Consider the following 20,073-nt stretch of genomic DNA (forward strand, 5'->3'; position numbering starts at 1 on the left):
GAATAACTGTCGGTTACGTTAGCCAACTAATATTCCATTTGCCTATTCCGCCTTTGTTGTTTCATCTCGTCGAGTTGTTTTTGTAAGCTTTCGAAGACACTCTGAGTGTTTTTTTGTTCAGGTAAAATTTCTATATATGTCCCAAAACGTTGATGATGCATTCTCAGGGCAGCTGCTTCGGTTGGAAGAACATATCCGTTAAATCTGGCTTCAAAGTCTCGCTTTTTGTATCCTTCAAGATTTCGAATTAAATCTATACTTTTACCCTCAGGCGTAATGGCTCGGTATGGCCTTCTATCAAGCCCTTGCCCTATCTCGTATCCAGAAGCCTTTGCGCTTGCAACAAAATCCGAAGCGTTGTCCGTTAGTTTCCAAAGATTGGTCAGCTGCTCTTTATGCCAGGGTTCCAAATCTTTGTTGCGCTTGAGACTCGTGCGATTATGGTCAAACTTAATTTCTAAATCAGCGCGAGCCGAATTGTGCTTATAATAATTGTATTTATCAGCCCGCAGTTTGGAAGTTTGATAATCGAACCGCGACCAAACAACATGTAAGTGAGTTCGACCATTTTTTGTATGCAAAACCATCAACCGAGGTAATTCATCAAACTGCATCCATTTCTCCAGGATATTGGCGGCCTGCTCCCAGTCATCCTGGGACATATCCAGGGCTTCGTTTTTGCGTGGATTTAGAATACAGTGGTAAAATGGCTTCGTTGATTTACTCAGAAGTGCTACGTCCAACGAAGTGTTAACCAATGATGCAACCGGATCGATATCAGCAAAACCACGAGTTTGCAAAACCAGTGGCTGAATATCATTATCCCTTTTTGCAAGAAGATAAGCTGCTAACTGCTTCCCGTTCCCCCTACTTTTTCCCCGAATGACCATGCCGTAACATATTTAATACCTCGGTATTTACTTCCTGAAGCTGCTCAATAACAGTTTTTGCCTCCAAAATTGTTGACGCAGTTTGAGTGTCCCTTAAACTTATAATCAGATTTTGTAAGTTGTTTCCAGTCCGGCCAATTTCACCCCTAATGAAAACCAAGAGTTCCGCATCCCCTAATCTGGGATGTGGAATAAACTTCCGGTTCAAGCAAATTGCTCTAATGAAGTCACTTAAGTTCATCCCTGCTGCATCTGCCCTTTCCACAAGTAGCTGATCTTCGGATTCAGTTAAACGGATCAATCGCATGATTTTTCGCAATTGACCGTCAGTCTTTCTTGGTCGTGCCATTTTTAATTTTGTTATGATCTGGTTGAAGGGGTGCAGGGGATTTGTCCCCTGCCAAGACTCGTTTCTGATATACAGAAACATGTCTTGCATCATTTTGTTTATTGTTGTGGAACTACTGCTTGCATAGTGTTCACATTTTTCACCAAATGACGGATTAAAGGGCCATCAGAAACATGAAATTATTACAAGATAAAATATTGTCATTTCACATTTGTGTTACAATGGCATATTCTTAAATTGCAGATACTCAGTTACTCAATCCCCTCCTCTATGTACCACTTTATATTCGTGCTTTGTGCAGCATTCTTCGGCTACAACTTTTATCATACCATCAAGGGCACTTTGCCAAGATACATTGAAGTGATGGTCTTTAATTTAAGAAAAAGAGGCACAATAAAAGACTATCTTGAAAGAAATGACTCTCCTATTGGATCGTTCACAAAAACATATGGTCTGCTTAACATGTTGACGTTATTTGTTATACTCATTTATTTCATTGGATGGTCAACACTCTCAAATAACATATGGCTGTTCGGAATTGCTTCCTTTGGAAGCCTGGGAGTTGCCATATTAATGAATCGCAATCTAGGCAAGTGGATAAATTACTATACAGGCGAATTCAGCCACGAAGAGAAGAAGGTCGAAATTAAAAAAGCCTATGGTGTTAAAGGCTGGGCAAATCCAGAGCAATTGAGAAGAGCTCTTGGGGATGTAGAAACGGATACCTCTTTCCACTTGCACATTGGCTCAGGCTTTTATTGGAAAAACCAAGGTCACATCATGACAATTGGTGGTTCCAGGGGTGGTAAAGGGGTAAACTTGATATTACCCGCCCTGCTTAATGATGGAATTGAAGAACCTGATGCGTCCTCCTTCGTTATACTTGATCCCAAAGGGGAAAATCTAGCTGTTGCGGGAAACTACCTAAGAAAATCAGGCTATGATGTTCTTGCGGTCAATCCGTTCTTGATTCCAGAAATATCCTCCTTTGGGAACGCGCGGTTTAATCCTTTTGATTTATTCTCAGGCAATGACCCCGATTTTGACAAGTACGCTGATATGATTTCTTATGCCCTTATTCCTCCAACTACACATTCTAACGACTATTTTGATCAGGCAGCGAGAGGATATATTTCACTGTATATCCGACATATGATGACTCAGAACGTTGAACCGAAAAATTTTCGAACATTATACAAATGGCTTCGCTTGGCTGGATCTGAACGAACTGGATTATTGCTTCAAATGTCCAAAAATGAATCTTTTGACGGTGACGTCAAAGATGAAGCAACAGCAATATTTGGCCAATTAGTCAATGACGGCGGAAAAACGGTGGAAAGCATATACTCAACCGTTCGCAATGCTACGGATGTATTTAAGGATTTACAGCTTCGTGAATCTGTATCAGGGTCAGATCTAGACATTAAAACCATTGCACACCGGAAAACCGCAATCTTCGTATGCTTAAGTCCGTCTGATTTAGAGAGATGCCAAACCTGGCTTCGCCTCTTTTTCGGCTCTGTAATGCGAGGATTAACGAAATACTACAATCCTGCAAGGAAGGTCGTGCTTCTTATGGATGAATTTCCAACATTGGGAACCTTAAAGGAATTTGAGCAAGGTGCGGGCTTTCTGGCCGGATATAACGTCACTTTGTGGCCTGTCATGCAAGATTTGACCCAGCTCAAAAATCTTTATCCAAATAGTTGGGAAACTTTTGTTAATAATGCAATTATTCGGCATTATCTGGCGATAGGGGATAATTTTACAGCAGATTATATTTCGAAACGTATGCCCTCTGATATACGCTTTGTTGGTAATAATGCAGATGGAAGTCCTCGTGAAATTCAAAAACCACTACTAGAACCTTCAGAAGTCATGTCATTTCCGGATATTATATTGGAAGTAAAAGGAATGGATCGTCCCACACATCTTAGTAAGGTGCCGTATTGGGAAATAAACAGTAATGCCAGTCCAAACCCCTTCCGATCTTAAATTTAATAGAGACCTGTCGGTTGAATAAATCTGGCAGTTTATTACATGAAGAATAATTCTATTGCCGACACACTTACTAGCTTGTTGTCGTTTTTTATAAATACGTCGCCAATCTTGTTGCCTTGTTTAGTTTTTGAAGATGAATGATTAAAGATGTGTTCAAAAATATCTCTATAAAACAGTTCTAATGAACTAATTGCTTTATCCGTATTATCACGATAGTTATATGATGTGTATCCCATCATATCTCTTTCAGAAAAAGTCACGTAGTCCTTTTTCAGATGGTACGATGAATTGATGCCGGTTATAGCATCCGGCAGATGATGGAATGTATCATGATCAAATTCTTGATAGCTTCCAGAGTGTTTAAATGACCTAAAATATGAATCCAGCTTTTGCACATCCGCTGAATTGTATATAAATAGATATTTAGCAATACTTGGATTTAATTGTTTAGATATTGAATAGAAGTATTCAATGATTTTATGAAATTCGGTTTTACCTATGACAGTAGTTTTTACTTCGACTACAGCCAATACTGCTTCATTCGGAACTACAACAATATCATTAATTCTATAATACGGGGCGTATGACTGGCTATCATAAATCAATATATCAACTTGCTTTGATAATTCACCGTTACTTCCAACTACAAAACCTTGTTCAACAGATACACTTTTAGGTAAAAAAGTCGATAAAAACTTTCTCAGAATTTCCTCAGTTAAAATACCAATAGTAGGATTGTGCTTTTTTATAAACGTTTTTACTTGTGAAAGCTCATTAAGCAACTCTTCCGCCTTCAAGCGATAATATTCGTTAAACATATTTAGAGTGCTATTTGGTTAAACTGCCTGTGTGCCAACCAGAATTATGATGATAATTCATTGATGCAAGATCCTTTAAAATGACTTTAGCAAAGCAATGGTCAACGTTCAGGCTCTTGGCGCTTTGTAAGTTGTTGAGCATTTTGCCTCATTAATTCCTCCATGATATTTTTTTCCGTTTGCTTCGCTGCCCTCGCTTCATCCATGACCCTTTGCTCAGCCGCTCGTTGCTGTTGAATAAATTGTTCCATCGACGGTTGTTCTTTCGGGGTGATTGCCGGCGACAGTTGACCATTTAAACGCTCTATCTCTTCCTTCTGATCCCGCTGATAGGCCGCTTCACTAATTGTCTGATTAATTCGTTCCGTTTCTTGCTCGGGTGTTTCAACTGGTGCATCCGCCATCAAATCATTTGCCAACTTAATTTCATGTGTATCGTATAGTTCACCGTTTGCTCCTTGCTCTCGGAGTGCTGTTTGGCGTTCGATATAATCTTCATTTCTTAAAAACTCTGGACAATCAGGATGCATCTGGGCTTCGTGAAAATGCTTTCCTCTTAACCAATCAAGGTGCGCCTTATCATTAATCTCCGCCTGATAGGCGACTGCGATAGGAACATTGCCGCCCCCGCCCCAGGCATTTTGTAAGTCGCTAAAATATGTCTCGCGCGCCTTCATTGTCTGTTCAACCTCAAGTTGTTGTCTTGCTTCAAGCTCTTTCCAAGTTTCCATGAAAAAATATGTTGATCATTATGAAAATGTATGATATGGTCACAACATGGAGCCTAAAAAGCCAAATTTTGCTAATGACAACTGTCATGATCCATTTGAATGGAACTTCCTCCATGATTTCCTAGGCTTTTGGCTTGACTGCCAAAATATTCCTTTTAATAAATGGCCACACGATCGCTCTATTCATAAGATGTATGAAATGATGAATAGACCTTGGCTCGATAGAGCAGTCCGGCAAGACGATGTACTGACTTGGCTCCGTAGAGAAGCTAGATCACTAGGCTACTCTCCGCGTTTCCTAAACGACAGCGATTTAGTTCGGATGTAACGCTTTGGGATTTTTAAACTGCACCTTTAATGGTGAACTTACGCAACAAAAATAACACTACCAGGCAGCACTAAAACATCACCGGCTAAGTCATGAAAAGTCATTTCGTTATATGATTCAATTGTGCTTGAATCTTCGTATCACCGAGTATTTGAAAAAAACGATGCTAAAGAACTTAAGTAAAGTGCTCTCTTGCATAAGCTAAACGAGAAAATTCTCATGTTGTTCCCAAAAGTCCACGATTTACGGTAAGGATGTCGTTATCGCCTCCTTTAAAATCTCCATCATCTGTGACAATCACGAGCTGGTTGTCCTTCGCCAACTTCGATATTGTATAATCCGTGAAATCAAGTTGGGTTGGAGGGTTGTCCATAATATCATTCAAAGAGGTTCCAGCAAAATTATCGGACACTGTAACAATATGCTGCCCATAAGCATTCATATCCGCTAACAGCATTCCAAAATCTTCATCGTATTGACGGTGAGCTCTATAAGAATGCTTGTATAATAAGTTTGGCTTAGAGGCAAACCTAGGATCTATTGCGGTTGGAAACTTTCTAGCAAATTCATTCATGAAAACGTCCTTCATCATCCTATTGACTACCTCAGACAATATACATGACGGCAAAATTATTTTCGATCGCCCATCAGCATTCATTCGAGGAATCTTACCCACGAAATCAATATAGGACTGTTGATATGACTTCTCGGTTCCCCCGAGTAGGAATATCCAAACATTTGCATCTAACAAATAATCCGTATGCTTTTTAGGGGAAGCTCCTCGTAAATTAGTAATGGAAGCCATTACTATGCGATTTCAAGTGCTGAGGAAATTATTGCGGAATAGGCTTGAGGATTTAATGACCTCTCTATCACACGATTTAACATCGATCCAAGATAACTACCTGCTTCGATACCATCATAAGTAAGCAGCGCCTCAATCTGGTTTTGAGGGAACTTCTTATATAACCTACCAATACTCGCATTTAAGAATAGGGTAGAACAATTTTCGATTCCTACAAAAGATAAAACCGTCCTATGGCCTTGTACAATTTCAGCTTCAAGCAATAAGTACACTTGATTCCCCTCGTCCTGAAATGCCGCAGTCTTACTTTGAATCACGTCAAAGATTTCTATCGTGTTCATATTCAAGGAGCTAATGTTATTTATATTCAAAGTCAAAATTTATGTGAACTTACTAATAAAACGAAATAAAAAAACAAATAGTTTGTCCATTTGTAAAACGGTAATCAACAAGCGAAGTGTATATTGATCACTGTCCCCATTGTATTTCCGGTAAAATTCATGCCAATATGTTGGTTGCTATTTACGCAACTTGTTTCCCAGTATCCGTCTCCGGTAGCGATTTGAAGACAACCCTTATTAGTCAGGCAATAATCCTTAATGCCTTCCAAGCCCAATCCAGCAGGCATCTCCTCTTGATTAGGCTTAGTTGAATTTCCAGCAACAGCCCACCGGATAGAGTCCAGCGCATCGATTACTTTTCCTTCAGTAAACTTAGATATTGCCGGCAAAAATCCTACCCCCAAATCTGACATCGTAAACATTAGCTTTTTATCTCTCGGAAAATATTGACCACAAACGAAGAAGGGATAAGCCGACTTTGAGTGCTGAATGTAGTTGTTGAACACTTCTAAGAGGTCGTTAACTACCGCCTGTTTTACATCTGGAAGTATTTTAGCAAATGCTCTGTGCTGAAACAAATCTACCTCCACATAGTCCTTAAACTCAGTCAGCTGCGCACTGGTAAAATATTTGCATGAAACAGTGCTTTTACGATCATCAAGCACTTCCGAATTTGTCTTAATTAAACCATTTCTGATCAGCACATGAAGATCTTTCTTAATCTGACTAGCATCTACATGAAAACTCAGCCGGTTTTCAGTAGAGAGTTTATAGATCATTGCCAGTAATAGTGATGACAAATTTGCGTCAAAAAATGTCGTGCAAGAGAAATCAAGAAGAATGTGTTGGTCTACCTCGTCTTTCCAATGGTGATAAAACGAGTTCAATGCACGGATACCGGAAAAGCTAGTATGTAATTCAGATGGGAATTGATAAGATTTTGCCCTTAGATCATAAGTCAACACTAGAACGAGAGTTTGTTAAAAACTACCAAAGATGTCGACAAAACTTAGATTTTACAACATTTATCCAAGATACGAAATTGACACCTTGTTAGTGAAATGTTGTTTTCTATATGTTTACTAATAGTTTACGATAAAAAAGAGGCTGTCACAAATTGCTTCGTAACAGCCTCATATTCAGGTGGTGATGGACGGAATCGAACCGCCGACACAAGGATTTTCAGTCCTTTGCTCTACCGACTGAGCTACATCACCAGGCTCAATTGGTTCCTTTCGGGAGTGCAAAAATAGAAACCTGACTTGGTTTTACAAATAATTTCAGAAAATATTTCTTAATTCACTTTCTCGCCGGCTTTATTCGCCTGATAGCCTTAACCTTACGAAAACTGGCTCATTAATTTTATTTCCAAAGCATTTGCAGCAACATCCTTTTTTGCCATATTTGTTTATGGTATGCTTGCATACTACTTGACGAAAAAGCAAAATTATTCATGGCAATTGTTCAGCAAATCCTATTTATCGGCATCCTTGGGTTCACCGGCTGGTTCGTGTTTCGAAGGGTTGCTATCATTCGCAAGACGATTTTGCTGGGCAAAGATGATGACAGAACGGACCAGCCGCAAAGAAGGCTTTCGGTTATGCTCCGCGTCGCATTTGGTCAGAAGAAAATGTTCGACCGTCCATCGATTGGCGTTTTGCATCTTGCTGTTTATCTGGGATTTATCCTCATCAATATTGAGATTCTGGAAATTGTTCTGGATGGCGTGCTCGGCAAACACCGGATTTTTGCTCCGCTTTTAGGTTCATTTTATCCGCTTTGGATCAGTTTTTTTGAATTTCTGGCACTCGCCGTGTTAATCGCTTGCGTTGTTTTTCTGCTAAGACGCAGCATCGTAAAAGTTGAGCGACTACAACCGGAGAGACATCGCGAAATGGCAGGCTGGCCGCAGCTGGATGGGAAGCTGATCCTGGTTTTGGAGATCGTGCTAATGATTGCAATTCTGACCATGAATGCCGCTGACTCGGTTTTACAGGATCGAGGAAATGCGCATTATACGATTACCGGCGCATTCTTTTTCAGTCAGTTTTTGAAACCGGTTTTCAATGGAGTTAGCGAACCGGCGCTGGTTGTAATTGAGCGAATCGCCTGGTGGTTTCACATTCTGGGTATTTTTGTTTTCGCCGTTTACGTGACTTACTCCAAGCATTTGCACATTATTCTGGCATTTCCGAATACGTATTTTGCGAGGCTCTCGCCGAAAGGTGAGATGAACAATATGCCCGAGATTACAAAAGAAGTGCGGATTATGCTCGGGTTGGAAAACCAGACCGGCGAAGCTTCGGAGGTTCCGGAACGTTTTGGAGCAAAAGATATAACGGATCTCAACTGGAAGAATCTCATGGACGCATACTCCTGCACCGAATGCGGCCGATGTACTGCGGCCTGTCCGGCGAACATTACCGGTAAAAAACTTTCTCCACGCAAGGTCATGATGGATACGCGTGACCGGCTCGAAGATGTAGGACGCATTATGCTGGCCAACAAAGGTGAATTTATTGCAGATGGAAAAAGCCTGATCGGGGACTACATTCTGGAAGAAGAGATTCTCGCGTGTACCACGTGTAATGCATGCGTGCAGGAATGCCCGGTACTGATTAATCCGCTGGATATTATTTTGCAATTACGCAGGCATAAGGTAATGGACGAGGCGCACGCGCCAGGTTCCTGGAATGCGATGTTTCAAAATCTGGATACCAATCAGGCTCCGTGGAAATTTTCTCCGGCGGACCGGTTTAACTGGGCATCGGGTTTGAAACAGGATGAAGTTTAATGTTGATCTTCATGTGATTGTTTGAAATAAAAATGGCAGAACTAACATATAAAGTCCCGACAATGGCGGAAATGGCGGCCGTAAATGAGTCTCCGGAAGTGCTTTTCTGGGTGGGATGCGCAGGGTCTTTTGATGATCGTTACAAAAAGGTCACGGTCGCATTTGTCAAAATCCTGAACAAGGCCGGGATCAAATTTGCAGTGCTCGGAACAGAGGAAAGCTGCACAGGTGATCCGGCCAGACGTGCAGGAAATGAGTTTACCTTTCAAATGCTGGCGATGTCCAACATTCAGGTCCTGGATATGTATGGGGTGAAAAAAATCGTCACGGCGTGTCCCCATTGTTTCAATACACTCAAAAATGAATATCCTGAACTCGGCGGAAATTATGAAGTGATCCACCATTCGGAATATTTGCAGCAACTTATCCGGGAAGGCCGGGTCCGCACAGAAAAAGGGCAGGAGTTTAAAGGAAAAAAAATCACTTTTCATGATTCTTGTTACCTGGGCCGGGCAAATGACATTTATGAAGCACCTCGGCATGTCCTGGAATCGCTGGATGCGGACCTGGTAGAAATGAAACGTTGCCGCACCAAAGGACTTTGCTGCGGGGCTGGCGGGGGACAAATGTTTAAAGAACCCGAGCCAGGAAAAAAAGACATTAATATTGAGCGCATCGAGGAGGCATTGCAAACAGGCGCCGATACCATTGCGGTTGCCTGTCCGTTTTGTATGGTAATGATGACGGACGGGATCAAAAACAAGGAGAAGGAAGATTCCGTCAAAATTTATGATCTTGCTGAACTGATTGCACAAGCCGACGGGTTATAAAAAGACGTCAGACTTACGTTTTATATCGCAAACATATCATGTACATACCTTTCAGTAATATCGATCTTCAATCCCGGGTTTGGATTTATCAGGCTAACAGGAACTTAACTGACGAAGAAACAGGAATCATAACCGAAACTTTAAAAGCATCTCTGGATTCGTGGGAAGCTCACGGCAAAAAACTCACTGCTTCCGGAAAGATTTTTGAACATCGTTTCGCCGTAATTGCAGTAGACGAACGGTATGAACTACCCAGTGGATGTTCCATTGACACGTCGACGCATTGGTTTAAAGAAATTGGCCAGCGGATGAACATCGACTTTTTCGATCGGTCGATGGCTTATCTGGACGAGAATGACGAAGTTCAGACAATTCCCGTTCCCAAGATCAAACAGGCAGTAGCCGACGAAGTTATTCAGCCGTATACGACGATTTTTGATAATCAGGTAAGTACCAAGGCTCAATGGATGAAACGTTGGAAGATTCAAGCGTCAGATTCCTGGTTAAATCGTTATTTTACCGAACAAACCAGCTCATAACCCCGATTTTCATGAAGTTTTTCCAGGCTGCTGCCGCCTTTTTATTTTGCCTGACACTGTCAGCTTGTGACGAAAATGTGGTTTACAAAGCCCATGAAGATATTGATGACGGCTTGTGGTATATCAAAAATCAGCCGACCTTCAAAGTGGAGATTACAGATACAACTCAGACTTACAACCTGTACTACTTATTGCGAAATGCATTGCAGTATCCGTATTACAATTTATACCTGACAAAGCATTTCACCGGCCCCGACCAGAAAGTGATTTCCCATACATTGGAAGAGGTTTATATCTCCAATGAAACCACAGGCAAGCCTTATGGGAATGGATTAGGTGATCTTTTTGACCATAAAATTCCTTTTCAGAAAAATTATCGTTTCCCAAGATCCGGGACTTACACATTCACGATTTCGCAATCCATGCGCCAGAATCCGTTACCGTTTATTTTGAGCATCGGAATTAGTGTAGAGAAGGTCCCTGTCAACAAATGAGGCAGTACTAGATCGCCGGCGGAGGTGGTATTTGCGGAGTTGTACCTTCCGGCCTTTTTCTTGGCTTGTTGCGATAACGGCGATAGGGTTTCTTTTTAAACTCTTTTGTTTCTTCGTCTTCTTTCAGACTCTCAACTTTTTCCGCTTCCAATTCATGTACCGGTTCGCCCAGTAAAAAACCGTATGGTTCCAAACTTGGAATGGTATCGAGGATTACTTTCAATATCGCGGTAACGGGTAATGCCAGAATCAAACCCGACAAACCCCACAGCTGGCCGCCCAGAAACAATGCGACGATCGCAGCAAGTGGATTTACACTTACTTTCGAACCGACGATATTGGGTGTGATAAAATTACCTTCCAGAAACTGCACGAAACTCATTATACCGATCACACCTACTGCATACCAGGGAGAATCCATAGTGACAATGCTCAGCAAAGCCGGCAGGATAGAGCCTATTAAAATACCTATATAAGGAATCAGAATCAGAAATCCGGCAAGAAAACCGAAGAAAATCGCGTGCGGAACGCCGAGTAACAGTAAACCAATGCTGTTTAAAACCCCGACAATTAAAATCACTAAAAATAATCCCGACAAGTAGCTCTGTATTACGTCATAGATTTTTTTAAGCAGGATATTCAGGTCTTCGTTCGGGACATTTTTAATGGCTTTATGAACGAACATCCTGAAAAAATCACGGTAAAGAAGGAAAAAGAAAATGTACAGTGGGATTAAGACAAAAGTCGAAAGTGCGCCGGTTGTCGTTACTAATGTGCTCAAAAGAAATGCGCGACCTTCTGTAAGTGCATTGATCAGGTATTTTTTACCCTCGCTCACCTGCTGAGTACGGCTGATGTTCAGATACCGTTCGCCCATTGTAAGTGTCTGATCCAAAATCACTTCGGCTTTTTCCGTAATCCTGGGTAACTCCTCGGCAAAACTTCCGATTTGAAGGGAAACCACATATCCCAGTATGACGATCACCGTAAACAAGGTCAGAATGCTCAGCAGAATCGCGCCAACCCTAGGAACTTTATGCTTTTCCAGCCAGCCACAAACGGGATAGAGCAGAATTGCTAGCAAAATGGAGAATGCGAGCGGGATAATCGTTTCCCGTAACGTAAAAAGAATGTACACCGTGGCGATCACGGCGACAAGAACGCTGGCCAATTTCTGGTAAACAGGTGTTTTTCTATCTTTGTCTGGAAGCGGACGTAACGTTGAGTTCATGAATAAATTGATGTATCTGTGGTTTGCTGTCAAAACCGTATTCTGCACCTGCGCGCCTGACCATAAGGCGAATGATTTCAAGAAAGTTAGGTCTCAATACAAAATTAATAAAATAGGCAAGCTTCCCGCCGTTGCTTCCGAAAGTTCAGGGCTGGCGGGAGCCAATGCATCCGGTACTTTCTGGACAAACAATGACAGCGGTGGAAAACCGGAGTTATATGAATTTGATCTGGCCGGGAAACTTGTTTCGACAAAAAGCATACCTGATTCCAAAAACCACGACTGGGAGGATCTTGCCAGAGATAGCGATGGTAACATTTATATCGGCGACTTTGGTAACAACTCCATGCCGCGGACACAGTTTGAGATCTATAAATTTAATCCCTCGAAATCTGCGACTGAGAAGATCACATTTAAATATGCTAACCAGGGTGAACAGGCTGGATCTCCCGAAAAACCGCTGTTCGATTGTGAGTCATTTTTTTATCACGAAGGCCAGCTATGGCTTTTTTCGAAAAACTGGGGCAAAGACCACATTGTAAAGTTATACCGGTTGTCGGCTCAGCCCGGCGATTATCAGCTCACGCCTCTGGATAGTATTGGCATTACGTCGCAGATTACATCCGCAGACATCAGTCCCGACGGGAAGACTTTCGCACTGTTAACTTACGGGAAGGTGTTGCTTTTCGGCGTCACCGGGAAAGACATTAATTTCAGGAAACCACTCGGGTGCTTCAGGCTGGTAAAAAAACAGAATGAAGCCATTGTATTTTTGAACAATACCGATATGCTTGTTACAAACGAGCAGGGTAACATTTACCGCATTACCCGTCGTTGATGTTATGTTTGTGTTAACAATTTATTATCTCATATCATGTGATTGTCACATCCGCTAATTTCGAATCGTTTTTTAATCAATAAAAACAATGAGCACTAATAAATCTGCTGCGACAGCCCCGAAAGTATTGGTTGTTGATGACGATTCGGACATTGTAGAACTCCTCGAATATAACTTAACCAAGGAAGGCTATTCTGTATTGACCGCCTCAAATGGCAAGAAAGCCATCGAAATTGCCAAGTCATTTATCCCTGACCTTATTCTGCTGGACATTATGATGCCTCAACTCGACGGCATCGAAACCGGCCGTTTGCTGCGCCAGAATCCTGATATCAATCACACTTACATTCTGTTTCTCACCGCACGATCGGAAGAGTATTCGGAGGTTGCGGCATTTGACGCCGGCGCCGATGATTACATTACAAAACCCATTAAACCGCGGGCATTGATGAGCCGGATTAATGCATTATTCCGGAGAGAGGCGCAAAAAGCGGAATCGGGAGATACGATTGAAATCCTTGATCTGTCCATTAACCGAAAAAATTATACGGTGACTCAGGCCGGAGAAAAGTCGGTCATTTTGCCAAAAAAGGAATTTGAGTTGCTGTTTTTTTTAGCTCAAACCCCAAACAAGGTATTCAGCCGGGACGAGCTTTTGCAAAAAATCTGGGGGGTAGATATTTACGTTCTCGAAAGGACCGTAGACGTTCACATCCGAAAACTTCGTGAAAAATTGGGAGAAAAATACATTAAGACGCTAAAAGGCGTAGGTTATATGTTTAGTAACGAGAAGGAATAGACTATTTCTGGATCTCTTCCGTCGTTAATCCCTCTTCCTCACGCTTTGCTTTATCCTTGTCTTTTTCCTTATCCTTCGAGTCTTTTTTCTTGCGGAATGCAAGCTTGATATTCACTTCCCCATTCTCGTCGATCGCCCGGAGAAAGATTTTTGAGCCTTCTTTCTTTTCGCGATTGTTCGGGTCGAGAACATAAGTTGAGTCGCGCTTTTTAAGGTTACTTAGCGGAATCTGGATATTCATATCTGTTTTTCTCCCGAAACTGTAAATACCATCGAGGTAAAGTGTCAGGACATTTGATTCGATTTCCATCGGCGCGATTTCAATTTCCTGGCCTTTCAATTTAACCTCATTATGAATGGGTGCAAACTTGACCTCTTCAAAATTTCGCCTTTTAAAAATCAGTTTTTTCATTTTCATAAATGGCTCAAAATTACTGATAGAGCCATTCCTAAGATTGAAATGCAACACGCCTCGCATGGTTGATGGGATAAGCCTCACATTATTGTTCAGGTGGGACTGAAAGTCGAAATCGGTGGAAAGTATCCCATTCAGATTTTCATGCGTAATGGTTTTTTGTCCAAAGTTGTCGAAGGAATAGAAAACGGAATGTACGTCCGCATTCACAATCTTACCTCGTAACGCCATTTGGGGGAACTGACTCTTCCCCGAATTGTCCATTTCGCCGGAAATTCTGAAATTTCCTCCACCAAATGCCTTCATCTGGAAATACTCAATATTCACCGCATTATTTTTGATTGTAAACTGTCCCTTCACATCTTTCCCCGTAAAACGACGGTAGGTAAGTTTTTTGGAATCGAGCTTAGCGGTAATTTCCATCTTGTCGATCGCATCGTCCAGCAACTCCGAGAGTTTCAGCTTTTTCTTGTTTTTTCTGGCAATATTAGCCCGGGGTGCGAGCAAGGTTTCGAGCCAGTTAAGCTGCCAGCTTGGGATGTTCAGGTCCACACTTGCCCGCAGTGGTTTTGGAGAACCAAATAAGTACGGAATCAGGTCAACCAGTTTTCCACGCAGATAAAGCATATTTACCCCGTCGTAAAAATGCAGATCAGGAAATACTACCGCCTTTTCATTAAATGTAAAATCACCTTTGATTTTCGACAGCCGCACCTTTCTGGGCAGATAATCCATTCCAATGTCATTCAGAGAAACCTTCCCGAGAATCTTACCGTCAAACTGATCTGTATCGGGGTTATAAAAATTTTTCAAACTCCCGTTAAAATGGAAATCGATCTTCGCGGTTCCATTCTTGAACTTGTAACGGGACGGATCGAGCAACTGGCCCAGGTTGGTAGAATCTGCCACAATCCGGCCATCCAGATTTGCTCTCGGATTACGAAAGTCATTGACTACCAGATCCAGAGTAAAAGGTATCGTCTCAAAAAACCCAGTCACTTTCGGCGCAGTCAGCCGAGAATTGAATACACTGGGAATCTGCGTGGTATCAGCCTGATTGGTGAATGATCCGTCCGCCTTCATATTGCGAAGTACACCGACCGGCAGTTCGTAATTAAACGTATCTGTTTTAAAAAAGACAGCCACATGGGGTTGCTGCCCGGACAATTGTCCGGCAACTTTAACACGAGTTTCAACAGAAGTCTGAATGCCGAGCGAGTCGATCTGCTTTTGTAATCGCTTTGTAAGCAATGGCAGCGCATTCTTCACTTCAATGCCGTTAGCTTCAAAATTGAGTTTGAAAGTTCTCAGAGTATCCGAAAAATCAAATTCGCCATGGATCCCGATTTTATCGTGAGTCGCACTTTCCAGAATGGAGGGATAAATTTTCAGCTTTTTCTCATCTTCGTCAAACCCCATCGCCATGCTTAAAGTTGTCTCCTGATTGACCAAAAAGCCTCCTTTATCAAGTTTAAATGTAAGTCCATTAAAGAAGACAGAGCCCGTAAGCGTTGAGTTAATGGTTGAGTCGGTTTCAGACACGATATTCGTAGCGTCTCTGAAAATGGCACCATAGTACTTCAGTTTCAGTGAATCCGCATAATTGACCCCAAAATTGATGAACCGAATGTTACCCAGCTTTTGAAGAACAGAGTTATTACCGCCACTTTTCTTTTTCGTCGAATCCTTTGTTGATTTAAAAATGCTGAGATTGGAATAACCATCCCGCCGAACGAACATTTTCAGGTTTCCATTCTGTAAAACAAGGTTCTTTACTTTGATATCACCTTTGTAAAACCCTCTCAGGTCGAGGGCAACATGCATGAAATCCGCTTCTAAAAAGGGCTTTTTATGCACATGATACAGGCTGTCTGTCAGTTTCACATTGGACATTGTAAAATTGAGCCCCAGCCCGCCGTAGAATGGCCTGAACTTAAAATCTTCAATTTCAAGATTCCCGTTAAGGTTTTCATTTACAGCATTTTGAACAGTCCGGAATATCCTGTCTCTATTTTTGTATACCCAAAATTCAACTGCGCCGAACATGAAAAAAGCGCAAAGGGCAACGATACCAAAGATCTTCAAAACTCTTGCAAACATGAACTGTAAGGGTTTAACGCTTTCGTGTTGATAGAAAAATTAGGGACTTCGGTGGCGCATATGTTACATTATTAATAACGTGCCAGCATATACCTTACTAAACCCGGTTCGGTATCTTAATGGTTTCCGTCTTCGCTATTCACGTCAAAATATAGTAGTTTTGCGCACAATTTCAGGTCAGAGAAAATTTAGTTTCTACTATTACTGGTTACCAAATGCTACTTAGCGAACAGGAAATATTACGCCGCCAAAAGCGTGAAGAATTGATCAGAATGGGCATTGAGCCTTATCCTGCCGAAGAATTTGTAGTGAACACTTACACTGCGGACATTCTAAAAAATTACGAGAATAATAAAATAGATTATAAACATGTGACCATGGCCGGAAGGCTTATGGGCTTCCGGATCATGGGAAGTGCGGCTTTCGCCGAATTCCAGGATAGTACCGGACGCATTCAGCTTTACTTTCGCCGGGACGATCTTTGCCCTGGAGAAGACAAGACGCTTTACAATACTGTTTTTAAGAAGTTACTGGACATCGGAGACATCATCGCTGTAACCGGGTTTGTTTTTACTACCCAAACCGGCGAAATCTCCGTTCACGTTCAGGAGTTTAAGATATTGAATAAATCACTTCGCCCGCTGCCCGTTGTTAAACGCGACGAGGATGGGAATGTTCACGATGGTTTTACCGATCCTGAATTACGTTACCGTCAGCGATATGTCGACCTGATCGTTAATCCGGAGGTTCGGGATATTTTTATCAAACGTGCGCGTATCATTACTACCATGCGGTCGTATTTCGATTCCAATGGCTGGCTTGAAGTGGAAACGCCGGTTTTGCAATCCATTCATGGTGGGGCCGCCGCAAAGCCATTCACGACGCACCATAATGCACTGGACCTGGGTTTATATCTGAGAATTGCTACGGAACTGCATTTAAAAAGGTTAATTGTAGGCGGTTTTGAAGGCGTTTACGAGTTCGGAAAATTGTTCCGAAATGAAGGTATGGACCGCACCCACAATCCTGAGTTCACTACCGTTGAACTTTATGTAGCCTATAAAGACTACATCTGGATGATGAAAATGACCGAAGATGTTTTGGAAAAAGTGGCGCTGGCAGTGAATGGAACAACAAAAGCGAAATTCGGCGACGTGGAACTCGATTTTGCCGGACCTTATCCAAGACTGAGCATTACGGATGCCATTCATCAATATACGGGTCTCAATGTGGAAGCACTGGACGAAACGGCGATCCGAGAACAATGCCGGGCGTGGGGTATGGAGGTGACAGAAAGCATGGGAAAAGGCAAGTTGATCGATGAGATTTTCGGTGAAAAAGTGGAAGCACATATCATTCAGCCTACTTTCATTATCGATCACCCCGTTGAAATGTCACCGCTGACCAAAAAGCACCGCACGAAAAAAGGAATGGTAGAGCGATTTGAGCTTTTTATAAACGGACGGGAAATAGCAAATGCATATTCAGAGTTGAATGACCCGCTGGAACAGAGAGAACGATTTGAGGATCAGCTTAAACTGAAAGAGCGTGGCGACGATGAGGCAATGGAAATGGACGACGATTTTCTTCGTTCCCTGGAATACGGAATGCCGCCAGCTTCGGGAATCGGCATCGGTATCGACCGTCTGACTATGCTTTTGACAGATAATGCAAGTATTCAGGAAGTGATTTTCTTCCCACAGATGCGGCCAGAAAGAAGAGTTGAGATTGCCAAAGAAACCGACTATATGAATGCGGGCGTACCTGCGGTGTGGATTCCGGCATTACAAAAAATGAATATCCTGACAATTGAGCAACTTAAAGCAGCGAATGCGAATAAGATCTTTAATGACCTTGGCGGAATGCGCAAGAAGTTGAAGATAGACGAAAAAATGCCTCAGTTAGACGACATTAAGACCTGGGTGGAATAGCTTGAAAACGAAAAATGCCACCCGATTGAGTGGCATTTTTCGTTCCTGCAAAAAAAATATAACTATATCTTTTTTACCTGTACAGCGTTCAGTCCTTTTTTACCTTCAACGACTTCGTATTCTACTTGGTCATTTTCACGGATAGTAAGTCCTCCCAATCCTGTCACATGGACAAAGATGTCTCTGTTTGTGTCGTCTTCAACGATGAAGCCGTATCCCTTAGCTTCATTGAAAAATTTTACAGTACCTGTTGGCATAATGGTTGAAATAAAAAAATTGAAATAAGGTGAAAATACAAGAGAAATATAAGCGTTTCAGTTAAAAGTCGAAATTACTCTGCCAAATAATTGAGGGAGGCTCAACAAATTGACAAAAGAAATTTTGGCAATTCGCATCAAGACATCTTGATTATAATGAACAACTTACAAAATCTTTAATCACAAAGAAACAAAAATTGTTTGTAAAACAATTTTTTTGTTAGAAGAATTTGCAAATTTACGATTTAGCGGTATTTGCCGTTTTCAGCATCCCTAAAAATAAAAAAAAGTCACCCCGATTGTTAATCCCCTCGAAAATCGCTAATTATGAGGTAATTATTAAAAAACGGCATGAACAAATTTCGGTATTTTGTTGAAGACCAAATCTTTGGAGTTTGCGCGAAGCTAGGTGAGAAGCTTAATTTTCCGGCCAGCAGCATCCGAAAATACTTCATTTATGCCACTTTCATGACGTTCGGGTCACCCATAATCCTTTATCTTGTCCTGGCATTTTGGATGGAGATCCGCCAGCATTGGAGAAAACACAACAGTCCTACGATTTGGGAGCTGTAGCTGAATCGACACCTGTTAATTGCTTAAATCTGTGCTTTCCCAGCACGAAATATTCCCAAACAACACTTCTATAATACAACGGCGCCCTGAACGTGCTGCGTGGTTTTTGTTTCACCATCCTTGGGATCATCTTATAGAATGCAAAATGAGCCCTGACAATGGCAATCACATCGGGCCAGGCACCTGCTGCCATAAAACGAACGCTGGACACTCCATCCAGCATCAACCTGATCAATACAGTTTTCCACCTGCGCCCTTTTGGCAGGTTTTTGAATAGCATGATGAGATTATTCCGATAATTCAGGAAAGTTTTTCGAGGATTCGACTTATGCAGCGTTCCTCCACCAACATGGTAAACGACTGATTTTCCGCAGTAAGTAATGCGGTATTTCAGATTTAGCAGCCGCCAGCAGAGGTCAATCTCCTCCATATGTGCGAAAAAAGACTCGTCGAAGCCAGATGCCTCATGAAAAGCGGATGATTTTATAAAAAGACATGCTCCCGTTGCCCAGAAAACGTCTCGCTCATCATCATACTGCCCCAGATCTTCTTCTCGCGTGTCGAATATACGGCCCCTGCAAAAAGGGTAACCGAGATAATCCATGTAGCCACCTGCTGCTCCGGCGTATTCAAAGTGTGTAGGCAGGTCGTAAGCTCGTATTTTTGGTTGACATGCCGCGATTCTGGTGTCCGAATCCATGAAAGAAATGACGGGTGCAATCCAGTTGGGCGTAACCTCAATATCCGAGTTCAGGAGAATGTAATAGTCAGCGGTAATGTGCTTTAATGCTTCATTATAACCTCCGGCATATCCCTTGTTTTCTGAAATTACAAGCGTATTCAGGGAAGGATAATGTTCACCGACCCATTCCAGGGAATGGTCCGTAGAAGCATTATCTGCTATCCAGATCTCATGACCGTCTGAATATTCGAGAATATTGGGAAGAAATTTTTCGAGGTAGTACCGACCGTTATAATTCAGGATGACGATCGCAACAGAGGAAGCCAT

Annotated in this window: 20 protein-coding genes and 1 tRNA gene; 9 read left to right on the forward strand and 12 right to left on the reverse strand. The window is 42.0% G+C overall.

Features of this window, described 5'->3' with window-relative positions; genetic code table 11:
• Positions 1-26: 26 nt before the first annotated feature.
• Positions 27-890: a relaxase/mobilization nuclease domain-containing protein gene (locus tag LZG72_RS07940; protein WP_233869906.1), complete on the reverse strand. Its 864-nt coding sequence runs from the start codon at positions 888-890 to the stop codon at positions 27-29.
• The gene (locus tag LZG72_RS07945) at positions 868-1,332 is read right to left on the reverse strand and encodes a plasmid mobilization protein (RefSeq protein ID WP_233869909.1); all 465 of its coding nucleotides are present in this window, start codon (positions 1,330-1,332) and stop codon (positions 868-870) included. Before LZG72_RS07945 ends, LZG72_RS07940 begins: the two co-directional genes overlap by 23 nt.
• A gap of 177 nt (positions 1,333-1,509) precedes the next feature.
• On the opposite strand from LZG72_RS07945, the gene LZG72_RS07950 reads away from it, so the two are divergent.
• On the forward strand, positions 1,510-3,234 hold the full coding sequence (locus LZG72_RS07950) for a type IV secretory system conjugative DNA transfer family protein (RefSeq protein ID WP_233869912.1): 1,725 nt from the start codon (positions 1,510-1,512) through the stop codon (positions 3,232-3,234).
• A 41-nt stretch (positions 3,235-3,275) separates the two neighbouring features.
• Here LZG72_RS07950 and LZG72_RS07955 read toward each other — a convergent pair whose 3' ends face one another.
• From LZG72_RS07955 to LZG72_RS07980, 6 genes are all read right to left on the reverse strand, one after another.
• Positions 3,276-4,058, reverse strand: a complete 783-nt coding sequence (locus LZG72_RS07955) for a DUF6602 domain-containing protein (RefSeq protein WP_233869915.1) — start codon at positions 4,056-4,058, stop codon at positions 3,276-3,278.
• 101 nt (positions 4,059-4,159) lie between these two features.
• Positions 4,160-4,789: a hypothetical protein gene (locus LZG72_RS07960; RefSeq protein ID WP_233869917.1), complete on the reverse strand. Its 630-nt coding sequence runs from the start codon at positions 4,787-4,789 to the stop codon at positions 4,160-4,162.
• A gap of 545 nt (positions 4,790-5,334) precedes the next feature.
• On the reverse strand, positions 5,335-5,922 hold the full coding sequence (locus LZG72_RS07965; RefSeq protein ID WP_233869920.1) for a hypothetical protein: 588 nt from the start codon (positions 5,920-5,922) through the stop codon (positions 5,335-5,337).
• Positions 5,923-5,924: 2 nt separating this feature from the next.
• Positions 5,925-6,263 carry an STAS-like domain-containing protein gene (locus tag LZG72_RS07970; RefSeq protein WP_233869922.1) on the reverse strand — a complete coding sequence of 113 codons (339 nt, stop codon included), beginning with the start codon at positions 6,261-6,263 and terminating at the stop codon, positions 5,925-5,927.
• A 104-nt stretch (positions 6,264-6,367) separates the two neighbouring features.
• Positions 6,368-7,228 carry a hypothetical protein gene (locus LZG72_RS07975; RefSeq protein WP_233869925.1) on the reverse strand — a complete coding sequence of 287 codons (861 nt, stop codon included), beginning with the start codon at positions 7,226-7,228 and terminating at the stop codon, positions 6,368-6,370.
• A gap of 179 nt (positions 7,229-7,407) precedes the next feature.
• A tRNA-Phe gene (locus LZG72_RS07980) sits at positions 7,408-7,480 on the reverse strand.
• 236 nt (positions 7,481-7,716) lie between these two features.
• Between LZG72_RS07980 and LZG72_RS07985 the strand changes: the two genes are divergently transcribed.
• From LZG72_RS07985 to LZG72_RS08000, 4 genes are read left to right on the forward strand one after another with little or no spacing between them, the layout of a single operon-like run.
• Positions 7,717-9,057, forward strand: a complete 1,341-nt coding sequence (locus LZG72_RS07985; protein WP_233869928.1) for a (Fe-S)-binding protein — start codon at positions 7,717-7,719, stop codon at positions 9,055-9,057.
• Positions 9,058-9,089: 32 nt separating this feature from the next.
• Positions 9,090-9,887: a (Fe-S)-binding protein gene (locus LZG72_RS07990; RefSeq protein ID WP_233869931.1), complete on the forward strand. Its 798-nt coding sequence runs from the start codon at positions 9,090-9,092 to the stop codon at positions 9,885-9,887.
• 38 nt (positions 9,888-9,925) lie between these two features.
• Positions 9,926-10,426 carry a hypothetical protein gene (locus tag LZG72_RS07995; protein ID WP_233869934.1) on the forward strand — a complete coding sequence of 167 codons (501 nt, stop codon included), beginning with the start codon at positions 9,926-9,928 and terminating at the stop codon, positions 10,424-10,426.
• Between the two features lie 11 nt (positions 10,427-10,437).
• The gene (locus LZG72_RS08000) at positions 10,438-10,920 is read left to right on the forward strand and encodes a gliding motility lipoprotein GldH (protein ID WP_233869937.1); all 483 of its coding nucleotides are present in this window, start codon (positions 10,438-10,440) and stop codon (positions 10,918-10,920) included.
• A 7-nt stretch (positions 10,921-10,927) separates the two neighbouring features.
• On the opposite strand, the gene LZG72_RS08005 is transcribed toward LZG72_RS08000, so the two are convergent.
• The gene (locus LZG72_RS08005) at positions 10,928-12,151 is read right to left on the reverse strand and encodes an AI-2E family transporter (RefSeq protein ID WP_233869939.1); all 1,224 of its coding nucleotides are present in this window, start codon (positions 12,149-12,151) and stop codon (positions 10,928-10,930) included.
• Between LZG72_RS08005 and LZG72_RS08010 the strand changes: the two genes are divergently transcribed.
• Both LZG72_RS08010 and LZG72_RS08015 read left to right on the forward strand, forming a co-directional pair.
• Complete coding sequence (locus LZG72_RS08010) at positions 12,150-12,989, forward strand: esterase-like activity of phytase family protein (RefSeq protein ID WP_233869942.1); 840 nt, start codon at positions 12,150-12,152, stop codon at positions 12,987-12,989. The two genes, LZG72_RS08005 and LZG72_RS08010, sit on opposite strands and share 2 nt — an antisense overlap.
• An 88-nt stretch (positions 12,990-13,077) precedes the next feature.
• Positions 13,078-13,788 carry a response regulator transcription factor gene (locus tag LZG72_RS08015; protein ID WP_233869945.1) on the forward strand — a complete coding sequence of 237 codons (711 nt, stop codon included), beginning with the start codon at positions 13,078-13,080 and terminating at the stop codon, positions 13,786-13,788.
• A 1-nt stretch (position 13,789) separates the two neighbouring features.
• On the opposite strand, the gene LZG72_RS08020 is transcribed toward LZG72_RS08015, so the two are convergent.
• The gene (locus LZG72_RS08020; protein ID WP_233869948.1) at positions 13,790-16,303 is read right to left on the reverse strand and encodes an AsmA-like C-terminal region-containing protein; all 2,514 of its coding nucleotides are present in this window, start codon (positions 16,301-16,303) and stop codon (positions 13,790-13,792) included.
• Between the two features lie 215 nt (positions 16,304-16,518).
• On the opposite strand from LZG72_RS08020, the gene lysS reads away from it, so the two are divergent.
• Positions 16,519-18,234, forward strand: a complete 1,716-nt coding sequence (gene lysS, locus LZG72_RS08025; RefSeq protein ID WP_233869951.1) for a lysine--tRNA ligase — start codon at positions 16,519-16,521, stop codon at positions 18,232-18,234.
• A gap of 62 nt (positions 18,235-18,296) precedes the next feature.
• On the opposite strand, the gene LZG72_RS08030 is transcribed toward lysS, so the two are convergent.
• The gene (locus LZG72_RS08030; protein WP_026629450.1) at positions 18,297-18,491 is read right to left on the reverse strand and encodes a cold-shock protein; all 195 of its coding nucleotides are present in this window, start codon (positions 18,489-18,491) and stop codon (positions 18,297-18,299) included.
• A 351-nt stretch (positions 18,492-18,842) separates the two neighbouring features.
• Here LZG72_RS08030 and LZG72_RS08035 point away from each other — a divergent pair, with 351 nt between their 5' ends.
• On the forward strand, positions 18,843-19,064 hold the full coding sequence (locus LZG72_RS08035) for a PspC domain-containing protein (protein WP_233869954.1): 222 nt from the start codon (positions 18,843-18,845) through the stop codon (positions 19,062-19,064).
• On the opposite strand, the gene LZG72_RS08040 is transcribed toward LZG72_RS08035, so the two are convergent.
• Positions 19,045-20,073: a glycosyltransferase family 2 protein gene (locus tag LZG72_RS08040; protein WP_233869956.1), complete on the reverse strand. Its 1,029-nt coding sequence runs from the start codon at positions 20,071-20,073 to the stop codon at positions 19,045-19,047. The two genes, LZG72_RS08035 and LZG72_RS08040, sit on opposite strands and share 20 nt — an antisense overlap.

It is taken from the genome of Dyadobacter sp. CY323 (assembly GCF_021390245.1).
GTDB lineage: Bacteria > Bacteroidota > Bacteroidia > Cytophagales > Spirosomataceae > Dyadobacter.